Below are 16,085 nucleotides of genomic sequence, written 5' to 3'. Positions count from 1 at the left end.
TCCCCCTTGAGGGGGAGATGGCCGGTAGGCCAGAGGGGGGCGTTCGAGCGCCGACGGAGCCAGCATGAACCGCATCGAGGAAGCAATCATTGGCTGAAGCCGCACCCGTCCTGCTCTCCGTCGAAGGCGTCACCAAGCATTTCGCCGGCGTCACCGCGCTGAACGATGTCTCGCTCGATGTCAGGCCCGGCGAAATCCTCGGCCTGCTCGGCGAAAACGGCGCCGGCAAATCGACGCTGCTGAAAATCCTGTCGGGCGTCATGCCGCCCTCCAGCGGCCATATCATTTTCGACGGCGCCGACTACCGGCCGTCGAGCCCGCAGGATGCCAAGCGGCTCGGCATCGTCACCATCTACCAGGAACTCAGCCTGATCCCGACGCTGACGGTGGCGGAGAATATCTTCATAGGCCGCGCCCCGACCGGTCCGCTTGGCCTTGTCTCCTGGCGCAAGATGGAGCAGGACTCCCGCACGATCATCGCCCGCGTCGGCCTCACAATCGATCCGATGACGCCGGTCTCGGCGCTTTCGGTGGCCGAGCAGCAGCTCGTCGAGATTGCACGGGCGCTGTCGCTGAAGAGCCGGCTGATCATCATGGACGAGCCGACATCAGCGCTGACCGAGACAGAGGTGCAGCGGCTGCTGTCGATCATGGACAGGCTGCGCAAGGACCATGTCGCCATCATGTTCGTCACCCATCGGCTGGAGGAGGCCGCCGCCATCTGCGACCGCATGACGGTGCTCCGGGACGGCAGGTTGGCCGGCAATCTCGACCGCGAAGGCGGGCCGATCCGATTGCCGCGCATCATCGAGAAAATGGTCGGCCGCGCGGCGTCCGAGCTCTATGCGCGGCCGGCGCAGCGCACGGTGGCCGGCGACGTCGTGCTGTCGGTGCGCGGGTTGCGCACGGTGCGCGATCCCGAAGCGCCGCACGCCATCGTGCTCGACGGCGTCGATATCGACCTCAAGGCCGGCGAGATCCTGGGTGTCGCCGGCCTCGTCGGCTCGGGTCGCACGGAGCTGGCGCGCGCCATCTTCGGCGCCGACCGGATCGCGGGCGGCACGATCACGCTCAACGGCAGGCCCATCGCGCCGGCCTCGCCGGCGGATGCCATAGCGCTCGGCATCGGCCTGGTGCCTGAGGATCGCAAGCATCAGGCGATCTTCGCCGCGCTCGGCATCCTGCCGAATTTCTCCGTCGCCTCGCTCGGGCGGTTCAGCAATGGCTTCGGCTTCATGGCCGAGCGGCGCGAGCGCGATGCGCTGGCGGGGTTCCGGAAAATGCTATCGATCCGCATGGCGTCGGCCGAGCAGGCGATCGAGGGCCTGTCAGGCGGCAACCAGCAGAAGGTGATCCTGGCGCGCTGGCTGGCGCGCGACCCCAAGGTGCTGATCGTCGACGAGCCGACGCGCGGCGTTGATGTCGGCGCCAAGGCCGAGGTGCACCAGATCCTGGTGCAATTGGCAGCGCGCGGCATAGCGGTGATGATGATTTCGTCCGAGCTGCCCGAAGTGCTGGCTGTGTCGGACCGGATCGTGACCATGCGCAAGGGGCGCATCACCGGGCAGATGCCAGGCATCGAGGCAAGCGAGGAAAAACTGATGGAACTGATGGCGCTCGACCAGCCGGGAGCGGTTGAGGAGGAGGCACGATGAGCGTGGCCGAGGAGCAGAGCCGGCGTGGCGGCATCAGCATTGCGCGGCTCTTGATGAATTTCGGGCCGCTGCTATTCCTGGCGGCGCTGGTGGTCGTCTTCACCGTGCTGAAGCCGAGCTTCATCGATCCGATCAATCTGTTCAACATCACCCGCCAGATATCGATCACCGGGCTGATCGCGCTCGGCATGACCTTCGTCATCCTCACCGCCGGCATCGATCTTTCGGTCGGCTCGCTGCTCGCCTTCTGCGGCATGGTGGCGGCCGTGGTCGCCAAGGGCGGCACCGCCAACACGCTGTCGCTGTCGACGTCGGGAACGCAGGGCTATGGCTGGTTCGCGGCGCTGCTTGCCGCCGTGGTGGTGGGGGCGGTGTCCGGCGGTGTTCAGGGCTTTGCCATCACCAGGCTGAAAGTGCCGCCCTTCGTCGTCACGCTTGGCGGGCTCACCGTGTTTCGCGGCCTGACGCTGACCATCTCCAATGGCGGCCCGATCTCGGGCTTCGACGCTTCTATGCGGTGGTTCGGCACCGGGCTGATCGGCCCCGTGCCGGTGCCGGCGATCATCTTCGCGGCGGCCGCCATCCTGTGCCACATCGTGCTACGCTACACGCGCTATGGACGCGCCGTCTACGCCGTCGGCGGCAATGCCGAGGCCGCACGGCTGTCGGGCTTGCGCGTCGACCGCATCCTGGTCTCGGTCTATGTGATCGTCGGCTTCTTCGCCGGGCTCGCCGCCTTCGTGCTGTCGGCCAGGCTGAATTCGTCCGAAGCGGTGGCCGGCATCGGCTACGAGCTGACGGTCATTTCGGCCGTCGTCATCGGCGGTACCTCGCTGTTCGGCGGCATCGGCTCGGTGGGCGGCACCGTGGTGGGCGCCGCCCTGATCGGCGTGCTACAGAACGGGCTCCAGTTCAACAACGTCTCGTCGTACACGCAAAGCATCGTCATCGGCCTAATCCTGATCCTGGCGGTGGCGTTCGATCGCTGGCTGAAGTCGCGGGTGAGGCGCTAATTCTTTCTCCCTTGTTGTCGGAGAAGGGGAAATCGCCGCTCTGGCAGGAGAGCTCGCCACCTTTCTTGCAAAACAACCCCCCTTTGCTAGAAGGATTTCGGGCGGGTGGCATTCTGAGAGAACCTCATGTTTGCCGATATCATCAGACCGATCAGCTTGAGTTTTTCGCTGCTGCGGCGGTTCTGGCCGCAGCTCGTCGTGCTGGTGCTGGCCGGTGTTCTGGCCGGCGATCTCTTGCTGCAACTGGCGGCCAAGGTGGCGCTCGCAAACCATTTCGCCGGGCTCGCCATGCTGACGCTAGTGGCGCTGGCGCAACTGGTGGTGACGGTGGCGATGTTCCATGTGCTGCGTCCCGGCTTGCCCCATGTGCTGGCCGCGCAGCGTGGCGCGGAAAAGGCCACGGTCGCCGAGGGGCAGGGAACCGCGGACCGGCGCGGTTCGCGGCTGGTGCGCATGATCACCATCGCGCTGTTGCCCTTCTTCGCCTATTACGCGGCCTGGGGGTTCCTCGGCGACATCGTGCGGCAATATTCGCGCGAAACGCTCGACCAGGCCGGCTTCGGCCAGAGCGCCAATGTTCTGGACGTGCTGGATTCGCGCTGGCTGCTGGTCTCGGTGGCGGTGTCCTGGCTGGTGCGCCGGCTGGCCAAGTTCATGCAGGCGAAAACGGGCGCCGCCTCGTTCTGGCAGATCGTGGTGGTGATCTGCGAGACCAACTGGATCTTCGTCGGCCTCTACGTCATCAGCCGCTGGAAGGACAGCGCGCTGCAATGGCTGATGAGCCGCAATTTCTGGTCGGTTCTGCAGGCGTCGGCCGACGGGCTGGCGAGCCCGGTGCCGGCGGCGACGGCCGCGCCGATGGTGCCGGTCGAGATCACCTCGATCGCGCCCTCGACGATCGCCGTCAACCTGTTCTTCTACATGCTCTTGCCGCTGATCTGGCTGGTGATGGCGGCGCTGATCTATGGCTATGACGTGCGCGACGATACGGCACTGATGCGCGTGCACGGCCGGCTGGAACGCGTCGGCAAGCGCTATGCCGGCCTGCCGAAATTCCTGCGCGATTTCGTCGAGCATTTCGTCGCCGGCTACCGCTCGCGCTATCTGCCGATCGCCAATGGCGTGCGGCTGACGGTGAGTTCCAGCCTCGTATTGCTGTGTACGCTGATCGTCGGCTATCGCCTGCTCGACTGGGGCGCGGCCCGGCTGTGGCTCGGCGCGACGCGGCTGATCGGCCCGCACGAGCTCGACGTCTGGCAGATCCTGTCGCATGGCGTGACGCTGTTGTTCGGCAGCCCGTTCCAGGATTCCTCCACCGGCATCCTGGTCGAGCCGCTGCGCATCTGCTTCCTCGCCGCGGTGCTGGAGACGGCGTTCTCGCTTTCGAAGGGGGGCGGTCGTTCCCGGTAGCGACGGGAATGACCGTAGCGTATCCTTGCCGCGCCTTGCCATGTACGTGTGATGGGGCGAAAGTGCGATCTTTCCTGGTCTCGTAAACAGACCGCCTGTTTGCACTCGCAAGATCGAAGAGAATGCCATGACTTACTTCTTCCGCCGTCGAAGTGAGGCAATGACCTTCGGCCTGCCTGTTGTCTGCTGCGCGCTGGCGTTAATACTGCAATCGAACATAGAGCCGATCGAAGATTACCGGACGGCGATTGTGGTGATCGTTGCCGGCATATCGATCGTTCTTACCTTGGCAACCGTCTTTGCCGTGTTGCGACATGCGGAGGCGATAGCCCGACGTGTCGGACAGCCGTACGGCACCCTAGTTCTTACCTTGGCTGTAACGACCATCGAAGTGTCGATTATCGTTTCGATGATGCGGCATGGCGCCAACAATCCGACCTTGGCGCGAGAGTCCGTGTTCTCCACGGTCATGATCGTTTGCACCGGCATTGTGGGCATGTGCCTGACACTTGGCGGGTGGCGGCACCGCCACCAGGACGTCCGAAGGCAAGGGACAAGTTCCTTTCTCTCGGTGCTGACCGCGATCACGGTGCTGACGATGGTGCTGCCGAACTACACGCTTGCCACCAGCCCCGGGACATTTTCTCCCACGCAACTGGCCTTCGTCGCACTGCTGTCGCTCTTGCTCTACGGCAGTTTCGTTTTCGCCCAGAGCTACAGCCAGAAAGAGGACTTCCTGGAGGTGCAGGTCCGTGAAAGCGCTCCGGAAAGCCATTCTCCGCAGGTTCACGGCGTGCCAACCCATTTCGTCTTTTTGCTTCTGGGACTGGTCGGGATCGTTCTGCTGACGGAACGGGTCGCGGCTGGCGTTGAAGATGGCCTTACCTACCTGCAGATCCCGCAATCGGATGCGATCGTCGGCGCGATGATTGCGTTTGTCGTGCTGCTCCCCGAGGCGATCTCCGCCATCAAGGCATCGTGGGGGAATGAGCTCCAGCGCGCATTGAACGTCGCTTTGGGCTCGGCGTGCGCGACCATCGGACTGACGATCCCGGCAGTGGCGGCGGCCAGCCTCATCACCGGAAAGTCGCTCAACCTCGGTCTCGGTCCGAGCGACGTGATTTTGCTGGTTCTGGCCCTTGCGGTGAGTGTCGTAAGTTTCAGTACCGGACGCACGACGGTTCTCACCGGACTTGCTCACCTCGTCGTCTTCGTTGCCTACGTCCTGTTGATCGCCGTGCCGTGACTCCGGACTGCGGCGCTGTCGCTACTTCGGCGGCCGTTGAAACCGCAGGTACCACGGCCGCTCACTTCCCAGCCCAATGGCGGGACGGATCGTCTTGATGGCATCCTCGGGCACGATGAAGGTGTCGCCGATGGTGATGACGTCGCCTGTCTTGGCGCCGGAGAAGATCGCCGAGGTGCAGTTCATCACGCCGTCCGGCAGTCTGACGCCCGAAATCATGTCGGGGAGCCAGCGGCGGCCGGCGGCATCGGTCAGCATCAGCCTGCAGCCCAGCCATTGCTTCTGCAAGTCGGGATCGCCGACGGTGACGGAGAAGGTGGCGATGACGGCGAAGGCCTGATCGGGCAAGCGGCCGGCCTTGCCGCCGCGCAGGTCCGCCAGCTTCCAGTCGCTGCCGCCGAAGTGCGCGGACTGGCCAAACTCGACATCCCTGGCGATGAGGTCTTCGCCGCCCAGCCATTCGCGCAAGCTGTCATGGCTGGTTTCTGCCAGCGCCAGCGGCAGCAGGATGACAAGCGCCGCCAGGCTGCGCCTGCGCCATTTTTTCTCGACCTGCCGCTCGGCGGCCGGCCCCATGTCGGTCGCGACGGCGCTCATGGCTTGCCCTGCGGTGTCTGGCCCGGAGAAGTCTGGCCCGGTGGTGCATCCAGATCGTATTGCGGCAGGATGCCGGCCGGTTGTCCATCGGCGCCGGCAGACAACCCGTCGAAGCTGATGCGGGCCTGCGCGTCGAGCGCGCCGAATTGGCGTTCCGAGACCAGCAGCCTGGCGCCGCCGATCTGGTCGGGCGGTACTTCGAAGACGAACAGGCCGCGTTTTTGCAAGCCGGGATCGACGCCGTGCGGCGGCATGTCCTGGCGATAGCCCAGCCGCTCCGTCTGGCGGTAGCGCAGACCGGTCGGACCTTGCCAGGTGCCGTCCGCGACCGTGATGGAGGCGTCGGTCGCGGTGAGGCTGGTCGTCACCACCGCCCACACGCCGCTCGTCGTCAAAAGCTTTTGCTGCCCGAACTGGTTGGTCTTCAGCGCGCGGGCAAAGACAACCTCGTCAAGCCGCACGTCGAAGCTGCGTGCCCGCACCGTGTCGTGCATGGCGCCGTCGACCGGGATGGGCGCGGTGAGGTCGGCATAATGCGGCTTGGAAAGCTGCATACCGTAGCTCAGCGCCACGGTGGCGGCGAGAATCGCGAGATTGCCGAGGACCCGCATCTTCATGAGCCGGCTCCCGGCGTGTCCGTTGCCGGCATATCGGCGAGCGGCAAGGTCACGGTGCCGAGACGGTAGGGATTGTACCAGCCGGGCGTGCCGTAGAGATTGTCGCGCGGCTTGAAGATCTCCGCGGTGACGCCGAAGGCGAGCGTCGGCGGCACGGCGGCGTCGCCAGCCAGCGGCCAGACATAGGCCAGGCGCTCGGTCATGCCGGGGTGCAGTTCCGGCGCCAGGGTCGAATCGCGTATCAGGGCGATCATCGGCATCGAGTCCGGCAGGGTGATTCCCTCCGGCTTGAAGACAGCGAAGTAGGCCTTGTTGGATTCGGCCGTGCGGTTGGTCATGTCGGCCTCCAGCACCAGTGCCTTCTGGCCCGGTTTCAGCGGCACGCCATGGATGTCGGCATGGCTGACGTAGGCACGCACCGGTTTGATGCGCCAGCGGCCGGCATCGATGGCGGCATCGGACGGCAGTTGCGGCGGAGGGTGAGCGGGCAGGGCGCCAAAGGCGCCCATGAGGCCGGCCGCCAACAGCGCGGCGATGGTTCCCGCGCCTGCCGTCATCCAGGCCTGGACTCTTGAACGGGCAGTCTTGAACATTCCCTGATATGCACGTCGAACGATCAGCCACCCGCAGGCAATCTAGGAAGAAAACGCGCGGATGGGAACCCGCAAATGGCGGCATTGCCCAGCTCTTCTCGTGGCTGCGTCTCTCTCGTGGCGCAGTGTGGTCGCCGACGGCTTGGCGAGCCCGCCTATGCCGCCTGCAAGGCCCAAATGCGGTGGCCGTAGCGGCGGAAGAAGCGCGCCAGCAGGCGTTGTTGCCTCGCCCTGGCGAGGTCCGCCAGGCGCCGTTCCTGGCGCCAGCGCGGCATGTTGCGCCAGAAGGAGATGAAGCGGGCGGCGTCCTCGATGGCTTCTTGTGCCGATAGCGCCGGGCCGATCGCCGCCAGGAAAAGCGCTTCCGATTGTTTCAGCGCGTCGACGACCACCTTGCGCCTGAAATGGCCGAGGCGCGCCTGGCGGATGCCGTGTTCGCGGATTCTCGCGAAGGCCTCGATGAGAGCGTGACTGTCGCCGCCATAGCCGCAGGCATGAGCGAAATCGGCGGCAAGGGCGTCCATCGTCTCTCCCGGGGTGCTGCACGCGCGCCGACTCGGCTTTGCAAGCCGTATAGAAGCATAACTCAAAAATTGGCGAAAGAGAAACTTTTGCGGAGCCCTGAAAGATGCGACTCGACTCTCGTTTCAAAACACAGGAATATGCGAACAAACAAGGAACAAAAAGGCGAGCCGCGATGGCATTGACGGGCAAGGGATCAGTGATTGCGGATGTCGTTTCGATATCGGTCGAATGCGCCGATTGCGGCCGCAACAGGTGGTGGAAGCCCGATCAGCTGCGGCGCTTCGGCGTGACTGGCAATACGCCGCTGGCAGCGCTTTCGGGCCGGCTGGTCTGCTCGGCCTGCCGCGCCGACGGGCTGCCGGGCACGGCGATCCAGATCCGGGCGGCGTTTATCAACGAGCGCCAGCGCGTGCGCAGCGAGGCGCTGATGCTGAGCGAGCGCGAGATGCCGCTGGAGGGATCGGGGCGGGCGTGAGGGTGGCATCGACGCTGGGTTTTGCCTGCTCTCCTTGTGGGAGGAAGAATTGCCCCGTCGCCCTCAATAGCCCAGCAATTCCTTCAACGGAATGACCCGCCAGACCTGCTTGATGGCGTAGCGGTTGAAGGTCAACGTCTTCGGCGGATTGTACTGTTCGACCACCAGTTCGGCGGCGGTGCGCTTGACCAATTTCTTGATGAAGGCCTTGCCGTTGCGTTCGTTCTCTTCCGGGAAGGTTTCGATCACCACGTGATCGCCCGGGACGGCATCGCGGCCGCCGCAATAGATCAGGTCTCCGGGCTCGTAACGGGGTACCATGGAATCCGAGAGCACATGCAGCGCGAACACCTTGGCCAGGTTGCGGATGCCGGGTGGGCGCTGGACGTAGCCGGCGGGCTCGCCGTTGAAGGTGAAATCGCCGTCGTCGCCGCCAACGGCGGCGCCCAGCACCTGGATGTCCATCGGCCCGGCGGGGGGCGGCCCGGCGTCGGTGACGATCTCGGCGTCGTTGACCGGTCCGGCATCGTCGAGGAAAACCACCTCGCCCTTGCCGAGCGCGACCGGGTCGACACGCAGAAAGGCGGCAGTCTTCAGGAGGTTTTCCGTCTTGGGCAGGTTGCGACCGGTTTCCCAATTGCCGACGGCGGCGACGTCGGTGTCGTTGTGCTCGGCGATGTGGCGCATGACCAGGCCGCGCTGCTTGCGCGCCTGGCGGATTGCCGCCCCGACCTTGATCGACAGTTGCGTTTTCACCATGGCGCCCATGTGACCAACAAGCGCTGCTTTCGTCCATGAAAGAATGGCTTGCATAAATTTTTAAGTTATGCTTATATCCGTTCATGCAAAAGCTCAACCCCTTCCGAGTCGAAAGCGCCCTCAGGCCAGCTTCACGCGAGCCGGCCAGCGCTCATTCCCTTTCGCCCCGGCTGTCCTCCTCCCCGGCCAGGGCGAAGCGTGAGGCTGATTGCCCCGATGCATCAGCCGCACGTCCGGTCCGCCCGTCACCGGCGGCCGGAACGGCCGGAGCCGCCGCTCCCCGCGGCTCCGGCCCCCAATTCAGCGCGGTGCGGATCCGCTCCCTGATCCGGACCGAGGACGGCACCGTGATCCTGCTCGACAGGCTGACGGGCAGGGCGGTTTTCGCACCCGACCGGGTGACGGCAGAGGCGCGGCTGGCGCGCCTCGCCGCGCTGGGCGGCCGGCCGGGCTGAGGCCGCCAATCCAACGGCCGACAGGCCGGATCCAACCCAACAATGCCCACCGCCTGCGGCGGGCCGACACCGATACTCGCCGGCGGCGTCGCGCGCTGCCGCGGCCGCGCAATGGACGGAGACCAGATATGGCACTTTACGGCGACAAGGAATTGCAGGCGATCGCCGGCTGGCTGACGGACGGACTTTCCGCCTCGCGCATCGCGGCTCGGTTCAGCGCGTCGCGAGGCAGCCCGGTGTCGCGCGACGCCATCATCGGCATCGTTCACCGTAACGCCATGCTGAGTTCGATCGGTTTTGCCAACAGCAAGCGCATCGCGGCAGCCGAGAGGGCGAATGACAAGGCCGCCGACCGCGCCGCCAAGGCCGGACGCAAGCGCGTGCCGAAGGGTGAAGGTGCGGAACGCCTCGCAGCACGCGAGGCCGGCGTGCTGATGGCGGACGGGCAAGCCTACCGCCTGGAGGTGCCGGTGCCGCAGCGAAGCCCGATCGGCCGCCAGCCGCATGGCGTGGCAATGCGCTTCGTCGACTGCCTGTTCGGCCGCTGCCGCGCTCCGCTCGACCTGGCGCTGGAGCAAAATCCGGAAAACGACGCGCCCGGCGGCCGGCCGGGCGTCCACATGCTGTGCTGCGGCATGCGCACAAGGGCGATGAAAAGCTACTGCACCTATCATCAGGCGCGCTTCCGCCGGCGTGTCTGCGAGGCGGGGTGAGCTTCCTCCCGTTCTGGAGAGAAGCTAACGGCAGGCGGGCGGCGCCGGGTGCAGGATTGGGAACGGCATGAATTCGGGAGGGAGATTGGGTCAGATGCAAGGTATCGAAGCGGTGGCACCGCCCCTCATTGCCTTGCCGGGCATTTCTCCCCGTAAAACGGGGAGAAAGAGACTAGCTGCAACGCTGGCTTTTCTTTTGCAGTGTTGGCGATCTGGCGAGAACGGCGGCCACGCAACGCTTTTATTTTGGCAGATCGTGGCCCTGCTTTGGCATCCGCACGCTTATTGCATCAGGCATCGCTGGCCGGCCGTCATCGCCGGCCAATATACGGGTAACCCGGGCGAAGCCGGTGAACGCTTTCATCGCGTCGGCGTGCGAAATCTGCGCCGCGATGGCTGCGCTGCACGCGTTGAGCGCACTGCGGTAGACATGACCACGCCGTTCAATCGGCCAGCGCTGCAGGAAGTCGGCTGCCTCAGCGACGCCGTCGATCACCTCGACATGCCCGTCCAGGCATACTTTGAGCGGAGATCCTGTTTTCATGGTACCCACGGCGGTTACCTTGGCGTTGCGCGCGGCTCGGAAGCCAGCCCCTATCAACGTGCAAGGCGGCGGCGCGGTTGCATCACGTTTTCAGCCACCTCACGGGCCCGCGGCGGCGTCGAGCCATTCATGGGCGCGGCTACGCGGCTTAGCCACCAGCAGCCCCTGCTGCCCGGCCGCCTTGGTGAAAGCCTCGAAGGCGACGCGCTGGCGGCAGCTGCCGTCGATGGCGAGCCTGACCAGCCTTGCCGCATCCAGATAGGCGGTGGCCGTCTTGTCAGGCCATTGCCGGCGAAGCGCGGTCGCCGCCTGGGCGATGGAGCCCACCAGCATGGTCTTGTTGTCGCAGAAGCGCAAGGTCACCGGCATGAAGGCGGTCATGGGCATACCTCCTGTTGGTTTGGTGCGGCACAACGCCCAGCCTCGCCGCTGGTTCCGGCGCACGCAGCCAATTTCGCCAGGGATCGCTGCCGCGCCAGCCAGCACCTCAATCCACTCCCCACAAGGACGCAGCCATGAGCAAGAAAGCCGCCAGATCAGCCAAACCGCAGACGCCGAAGCTGCCGAAGGGCGAGGCCGAGCAGGTGCGCATCCGCCGCGAGGTCGGCCATGATTTCGCGTTGCGGGACGATGAGTTCGGCCGCAAGCGGCTCGCAACCGGGACATCGGAGGCGCGGCGCGTCTATGAGGTGTCCAATGACGGCCATACCTCCACCGGTGGTATCGTGCGGGTGCGCAGCATCGATCCGCTGCTGGGCATCACCTCGCTGTCGCGCCAGCAGCGCGAAGCCGGTCTGCGCTACCGCGAGGATTTCCGCGCCAGCCAGCAGGCTGATATCAAGCCGATGCGCTGGAGCGAACGCGTCGACGGCGACAGGACAAGCGGCGGCATCACCGACAGCGTGCTCAATGCCGGACGGTCGCACGCCGCCGCGACCCGCGCGCTCGGCCATTGGGAGGTGGTCGACGTGGTCCGGAAGATCGTGTGCCTGGAGCAGTCGGTCAGAGGCGTGGCGGGAGAGATGAGCGAGGGCAGGGACGTGGCGGCAAAGCTGTTGAGAATCGGGCTCGATCTGCTGGCGATGCACTACGGGATGATGATGCGACGATAGGGTTGGGCCCCGAGGAGTTGCGGCGCGCACGACAAGTGCTCCGCTCCAGGGCATGGCGCTGTGCATGACATCCGGCCGGCGCGATGCCGGCCGGATTGGTTGTCAGGTCAACGCCTGCAGACGCGGACTCTCTCGATGACCCGATGGTGATGACGCCAGTGCTTGATCACCTCGGTGTGGCAGCGACGATGACCGTAATAACGCGGACGGTAGCTCTCGTCATACATGCTGTAGCGGCGATAGTAGCCGTCATCGTCGGAATAATCGCGATAGTGGTGACGATATCTGGGAACATAATAATCGTCGTCATAGCCGTTGCCGATGCCAAGCGTGATGCTGGCGGCATTTGCCGGGGCGATCACGGCCACCGCCGAAGCGACGGCAATCACGGATGCGAGCAAGAGTTTCTTCATGGCAACCTCCTCTTTAAGGCTCATCTAATAAACGCTGCCCTCGCGGCCCTGTTCCCATAAAGCCGGTAAACCAATGTTTCGTGCCCGCGCGCGCTGTGAGGGGGCGGCGCCTTGGCAGCGCGCCTTTGAAGAAGGGACGTTAACCCCTTCTAAAACAGCGCCTTCTCCAGCGGCTTCTCCAGCGTCTCGGCGAAAGCGGTCGCCAGATGGTGGCGGTCGCGGAAGGCGATCTTGCCGCCGATGAAGACATGGCAGGTGGTCTGGTTGCAGAACTGGTCGGTCATATCGACATAGCGGGCGTTCGGAATGCTGCGCACGACGTCGCGCTCCACCGCGGCCATGGCGTCGTTGGCGGCATAGGCGCGCGTCTGATCACAGAGCGAGGGCGTGTCGCCGCGCCACAGCGCACGCGCCACGCAGGTGTCGACCTGCTCGTCGTTGAAGGGCACGTCGCGGATGAAGGCGACTTTCAGCCCGGCCTTGCTGAACGTCTCCAGCGTCGAACGCAGGCCAGCCTTCCACTCCGCGTCCTGACTGTCGGGCTCATCCTTGCCGGCGGCCATCTTGCGCGAACTGGTCAGGGCGATTTCCGAGATCACCACCAGGGCCGGCCTCAGCGCCAGGATCTCCTTGATCGACTGCTCGCGCCACTGGTCGCATTCGGCGTAGTCGCGCTTCAGCTTGCTCGACCATGTCGACAGCCGGGACGCCCGGCACGAGGATTTGAGCCAGGTAACCACCCGGTAATCGCGCTTTTCGGCCGCCTGGATCAGCGGCGTCGACCAGTGGTCGGCATGTGAATCGCCAAACAAGGCGATCGTGCCTTTCACATTCTTGGCGCCAAACACGCAGGGCTTCGGGGTGATGGTCTCGTAGTCGAGCACGCAGCCGCCCCTGGCGCGCGCGGTGGATGGACGCGCCGCACTTTGGGCGATGACGCGCTGCTCCGGATCGAGTTCGTGAACGGCAAACTTGGCATTGGCGTAGGCCGCGACCACGCCGGCGCCGGTCAGCAGCGCCGCGGGCACGAGCGCGCGGGCGGCGCTTGCCATCAGCCAGCCGTTGCGGCGCACGGGGTTTTCGATGACGTGATAGGTGAAGATGGAGAGCATCAGCGTCAGTGCCAGGCAGGCAAACCTGTCCAGCCCGGAAAGCTCCGCGGTGACCATTCCCGCATAGACGATGACCGGCCAGTGCCAGAGATAGAGCGAGTAGGAGAGCTTGCCGATCCATTGCATGGGCGGCAGCGACAGGAGAGCCGCGGGGCCGCCGGCCAGCTTGCCATCCGCTTGGCGCTCGCCTGCCCCGCTGACCAGCAGCAGCACCGTGCCGACGACCGGCAGCAGCGCCAGCAGGCCGGGGAAGGGCAGCGCCTCGTCCAGCAGCAGATAGGCGGGCACGATCAGCGCCAGGCCGAGCCAGCCTTGCGCGGCGCGCAGCCGCGGGTGGCACCGGAGAAAACTTGCCGGCACCATCGTGGCAAGCCCGCCGGCGGCGAACTCCCAGGCCCTCAGCGGCGAGAAATAGAAAGCCCAGGGCGGCGAAACGCTGGTCAGCCAGGCGCAGGCCACGAACGACACCAGGCCGGTGACACCGATGACCACGATGGCCGCGCGCCGTCCCGGCCGCAGCCATGCGGCGAGAACAAGCAGCGCCGGCCATGCGAGGTAGAACTGCTCCTCCACCGATAGCGACCAGAAATGGATGAACGGGTTGTTGGCGGCGTCTGAAGCGAAATAGTCGAACGACCAGCGGATCAGCCACAGGTTGATCATATAGGCCGAGGCAAACATCGCCCCCTTCGAATAGAGCGCCTGTTCCTCCGGCGACAGGATGAAGGCGCCGGCCAGCAGCGTGGCCAGGATGACGAACAGCGAGGCCGGCAGCAACCGCCGGGCGCGGCGGGCATAGAAGCGCCACAGGTTCAGCCGGCCGCTCTCGCCGATCTCCTGCAAAAGGTGTCTTGTGATCAGATAGCCGGAGATGACGAAGAAGATGTCGACGCCGGCAAAGCCGCCGGGCAGGGCTGTGAGGCCGAAATGATAGGCGACGACACCGGCTACCGCCAGTGCGCGCATTCCCTCGATATCGGGTCGGAACGATGCTGCCACGACAAATCCTTCGTGCAAGCCCAACCCGCGGCCATTGTCGGCCGGGGCGGATCGTATCGCAATGCAACAAATCTTTCGCAACGCAACATGGCAGGAAAAAGGAAAAACGGCACAAACGGGCCTGGGCATGGATAGCGCCTGCACCGGAACCATCACAACTTGCGTTTCCGTAAATTTGCATCCGCCCTATTTACGACTAACATGTTAGCGTGATAGCACTACCTGCGCACTGCTCTTTGGGAGACTCGCTGGTGACATCGCGTTTTGGTCTTTCGGTTGCCCTGGCCACGCCTTTCGATGCGTCGGGGCAAATCCTCATTCCACCCATGGTGACGTTGGCCCGGAGCTGCCTGGCACAGGGCTGCACCAGCGTGACGCTTTTCGGCACCACCGGGGAGGGCGCTTCGGTCGGCACCGGGGAGCGGCGGGCCGTCACCGAGGCGATGCTGGCGGCCGGCATCGCGCCGCATCAGCTTGTCGCAGGCGTGCTGGTCGATGCGGCCGAGGATGCAGCCGAGCAGGCTCGCCATGCCTTGCAGCGCGGCGCCCGCAACATCCTCCTTGCCCCTCCCAGCTATTTCAAGAATATCGGCGACGATGGCCTTTTCGGCTGGTTTTCCGCTGTCTTTGCCGCTCTCGGTCCGCTGGCCCGCGGCGTGCTGCTCTACAACATCCCCTCGGTCACCACGGTGCAGCTTTCGCTGGGGCTGATCGGCCGGCTGCGCCAGGCGTTTCCGGACGTGGTCGCCGGCGTCAAGGATTCCGGCGGCGACTGGGCCTATAGCGAGGCGCTGCTCGGCGCCCATGGCGATCTGGTGATCCTGATCGGCGACGAGCGGCATCTGGCGCGGGCGGTCAGGATCGGTGGCCAGGGCGCGATTTCGGGCATGGCCAATTTCGCCGCTGGCGAGGTCCTCGCCATGGCCGAGAAAGGGCACGACGACGTGCGCGTCGAGCGTTTCGTGCTCGAGTTGCTCAAGCACCCGGTCCTTCCGGCGGTCAAGGTGATGGTGGCGCGCAAGACCGGCGACGAGCGCTGGCTGGCGGTGCGGCCGCCGCTCGAGCCGATCGCGGCGCCGGAGCGCCAGCAGCTTGGCGCTGCCTACGACACTCTTTTCGCGGCCGCGGCGGCCTGACGGGGAAGGAAGCACTGAAATGGCCAATGGCGGCGACCAGACAAATCTGCGGGAGCAGGCCTATGCCAGCTTCACGCGGCATTTGCTGGCCCGCGACCTCAAGCCGGGCCAGTTCGTGTCGCAGCGCGAACTCGTCGCGTTCACCGGCCTGCCGCTCGGCGCCATCCGCGAGATCGTGCCGCGCCTGGAAGCCGAGGGGTTGTTGACGACGATCCCGCAGCGCGGCATGCAGATTGCGCATATCGACATCAGCCTGATCCGCGAGGCCTTCCAGTTCCGCCTGTTCATGGAGCGCGAGGCGGTGGCGCTGTTCACCGTCAGCGCCTCCGACGACGAACTCGCGCGCTTGCGCCGCGAGCATGAGGACATGCTGGCGCAGGCGCTGGCGCAGACCCCGACGCCGGAGATGGAGGCCAGGGCTCAGACCATCGACTGGGCCATGCACGATACTTTCATCGATGCGCTCGGCAACGAGATCATTGCCAAGGCCTATCTGGTCAATTCGGTGAAGATCCGCCTGATCCACCAGGAACGGTTCCGCATCGACGGGCGCGTGGTGCCGGTGATGCGCGAGCATCTGAGCGTGATCGAAGCCCTCGAAAGCCGCAATCCACAAAAGGCGGTCGAGGCGATCAGCCAGCATATCGACAATGCGCGCCGGCTGGCGCTCCATATCTGAGGAAGCAGGCCGCGCCGTGCCTGTCGCGGCGC

The 16,085-nt window shown here is 65.3% G+C and carries 19 protein-coding genes; 10 read left to right on the top strand and 9 right to left on the bottom strand.

Annotated features, from left to right (window positions below):
- Window positions 1-89: 89 nt before the first annotated feature.
- From FJ986_RS11935 to FJ986_RS11920, 4 genes are all read left to right on the top strand, one after another.
- Window positions 90-1,655, top strand: a complete 1,566-nt coding sequence (locus FJ986_RS11935) for a sugar ABC transporter ATP-binding protein (RefSeq protein WP_140674354.1) — start codon at window positions 90-92, stop codon at window positions 1,653-1,655.
- Window positions 1,652-2,668, top strand: a complete 1,017-nt coding sequence (locus FJ986_RS11930; protein WP_140674352.1) for an ABC transporter permease — start codon at window positions 1,652-1,654, stop codon at window positions 2,666-2,668. The genes FJ986_RS11935 and FJ986_RS11930 overlap by 4 nt, the downstream gene beginning before the upstream one ends.
- 126 nt (window positions 2,669-2,794) lie before the next feature.
- Window positions 2,795-4,078, top strand: coding sequence for a hypothetical protein (locus FJ986_RS11925; RefSeq protein ID WP_140674351.1), 1,284 nt, complete (start codon window positions 2,795-2,797; stop codon window positions 4,076-4,078).
- A gap of 127 nt (window positions 4,079-4,205) precedes the next feature.
- Window positions 4,206-5,324, top strand: coding sequence for an ionic transporter (locus tag FJ986_RS11920; RefSeq protein ID WP_140499130.1), 1,119 nt, complete (start codon window positions 4,206-4,208; stop codon window positions 5,322-5,324).
- Between the two features lie 21 nt (window positions 5,325-5,345).
- On the opposite strand, the gene FJ986_RS11915 is transcribed toward FJ986_RS11920, so the two are convergent.
- The 4 genes from FJ986_RS11915 to FJ986_RS11900 all read right to left on the bottom strand — a co-directional run bounded on the left by FJ986_RS11915 (window position 5,346) and on the right by FJ986_RS11900 (window position 7,655).
- The gene (locus tag FJ986_RS11915) at window positions 5,346-5,921 is read right to left on the bottom strand and encodes a hypothetical protein (RefSeq protein WP_140674349.1); all 576 of its coding nucleotides are present in this window, start codon (window positions 5,919-5,921) and stop codon (window positions 5,346-5,348) included.
- Window positions 5,918-6,538, bottom strand: a complete 621-nt coding sequence (locus FJ986_RS11910; protein WP_140556356.1) for a hypothetical protein — start codon at window positions 6,536-6,538, stop codon at window positions 5,918-5,920. The genes FJ986_RS11915 and FJ986_RS11910 overlap by 4 nt, the downstream gene beginning before the upstream one ends.
- Complete coding sequence (locus tag FJ986_RS11905) at window positions 6,535-7,095, bottom strand: hypothetical protein (RefSeq protein WP_224519033.1); 561 nt, start codon at window positions 7,093-7,095, stop codon at window positions 6,535-6,537. Before FJ986_RS11905 ends, FJ986_RS11910 begins: the two co-directional genes overlap by 4 nt.
- Window positions 7,096-7,286: 191 nt before the next feature.
- A complete protein-coding gene (locus FJ986_RS11900; protein WP_140516189.1) occupies window positions 7,287-7,655 on the bottom strand; it encodes a hypothetical protein in 369 nt (122 codons plus the stop codon).
- 173 nt (window positions 7,656-7,828) lie between these two features.
- On the opposite strand from FJ986_RS11900, the gene FJ986_RS11895 reads away from it, so the two are divergent.
- The gene (locus FJ986_RS11895; protein ID WP_140556357.1) at window positions 7,829-8,131 is read left to right on the top strand and encodes a hypothetical protein; all 303 of its coding nucleotides are present in this window, start codon (window positions 7,829-7,831) and stop codon (window positions 8,129-8,131) included.
- Window positions 8,132-8,194: 63 nt separating this feature from the next.
- On the opposite strand, the gene FJ986_RS11890 is transcribed toward FJ986_RS11895, so the two are convergent.
- Window positions 8,195-8,899: a helix-turn-helix transcriptional regulator gene (locus FJ986_RS11890; RefSeq protein WP_140499435.1), complete on the bottom strand. Its 705-nt coding sequence runs from the start codon at window positions 8,897-8,899 to the stop codon at window positions 8,195-8,197.
- A 299-nt stretch (window positions 8,900-9,198) separates the two neighbouring features.
- Between FJ986_RS11890 and FJ986_RS30765 the strand changes: the two genes are divergently transcribed.
- Together FJ986_RS30765 and FJ986_RS11880 are read left to right on the top strand one after the other, a co-directional pair.
- The gene (locus FJ986_RS30765) at window positions 9,199-9,345 is read left to right on the top strand and encodes a hypothetical protein (RefSeq protein WP_224618688.1); all 147 of its coding nucleotides are present in this window, start codon (window positions 9,199-9,201) and stop codon (window positions 9,343-9,345) included.
- 128 nt (window positions 9,346-9,473) lie between these two features.
- A complete protein-coding gene (locus FJ986_RS11880; RefSeq protein WP_140521421.1) occupies window positions 9,474-10,058 on the top strand; it encodes a GcrA family cell cycle regulator in 585 nt (194 codons plus the stop codon).
- Window positions 10,059-10,299: 241 nt separating this feature from the next.
- Here the strand turns inward: FJ986_RS11880 and FJ986_RS11875 are convergent, their stop codons facing one another.
- Together FJ986_RS11875 and FJ986_RS11870 are read right to left on the bottom strand one after the other, a co-directional pair.
- Window positions 10,300-10,602, bottom strand: a complete 303-nt coding sequence (locus FJ986_RS11875; RefSeq protein ID WP_140559951.1) for a DUF982 domain-containing protein — start codon at window positions 10,600-10,602, stop codon at window positions 10,300-10,302.
- A 99-nt stretch (window positions 10,603-10,701) separates the two neighbouring features.
- Window positions 10,702-10,983: a DUF982 domain-containing protein gene (locus FJ986_RS11870; RefSeq protein ID WP_140499114.1), complete on the bottom strand. Its 282-nt coding sequence runs from the start codon at window positions 10,981-10,983 to the stop codon at window positions 10,702-10,704.
- A gap of 134 nt (window positions 10,984-11,117) precedes the next feature.
- On the opposite strand from FJ986_RS11870, the gene FJ986_RS11865 reads away from it, so the two are divergent.
- Window positions 11,118-11,714 (top strand): DUF6456 domain-containing protein, encoded by a 597-nt coding sequence (locus FJ986_RS11865; protein ID WP_140521422.1) that lies wholly within the window; start codon window positions 11,118-11,120, stop codon window positions 11,712-11,714.
- Window positions 11,715-11,821: 107 nt separating this feature from the next.
- On the opposite strand, the gene FJ986_RS11860 is transcribed toward FJ986_RS11865, so the two are convergent.
- Complete coding sequence (locus FJ986_RS11860; RefSeq protein ID WP_140499110.1) at window positions 11,822-12,127, bottom strand: hypothetical protein; 306 nt, start codon at window positions 12,125-12,127, stop codon at window positions 11,822-11,824.
- 149 nt (window positions 12,128-12,276) lie between these two features.
- Window positions 12,277-14,238 (bottom strand): acyltransferase family protein, encoded by a 1,962-nt coding sequence (locus tag FJ986_RS11855; RefSeq protein WP_140559841.1) that lies wholly within the window; start codon window positions 14,236-14,238, stop codon window positions 12,277-12,279.
- A 251-nt stretch (window positions 14,239-14,489) separates the two neighbouring features.
- Here FJ986_RS11855 and FJ986_RS11850 point away from each other — a divergent pair, with 251 nt between their 5' ends.
- On the top strand, window positions 14,490-15,374 hold the full coding sequence (locus tag FJ986_RS11850) for a dihydrodipicolinate synthase family protein (protein WP_140521424.1): 885 nt from the start codon (window positions 14,490-14,492) through the stop codon (window positions 15,372-15,374).
- Window positions 15,375-15,393: 19 nt separating this feature from the next.
- A complete protein-coding gene (locus tag FJ986_RS11845) occupies window positions 15,394-16,053 on the top strand; it encodes a GntR family transcriptional regulator (protein ID WP_140499104.1) in 660 nt (219 codons plus the stop codon).
- Window positions 16,054-16,085 lie beyond the last annotated feature (32 nt).

Origin of the sequence: Mesorhizobium sp. B1-1-1, from assembly GCF_006442955.1 — a bacterium.
GTDB lineage: Bacteria > Pseudomonadota > Alphaproteobacteria > Rhizobiales > Rhizobiaceae > Mesorhizobium.
Note: the sequence above shows the minus strand (reverse complement) of the source record. Positions and strands in the feature narration are given on the sequence as shown.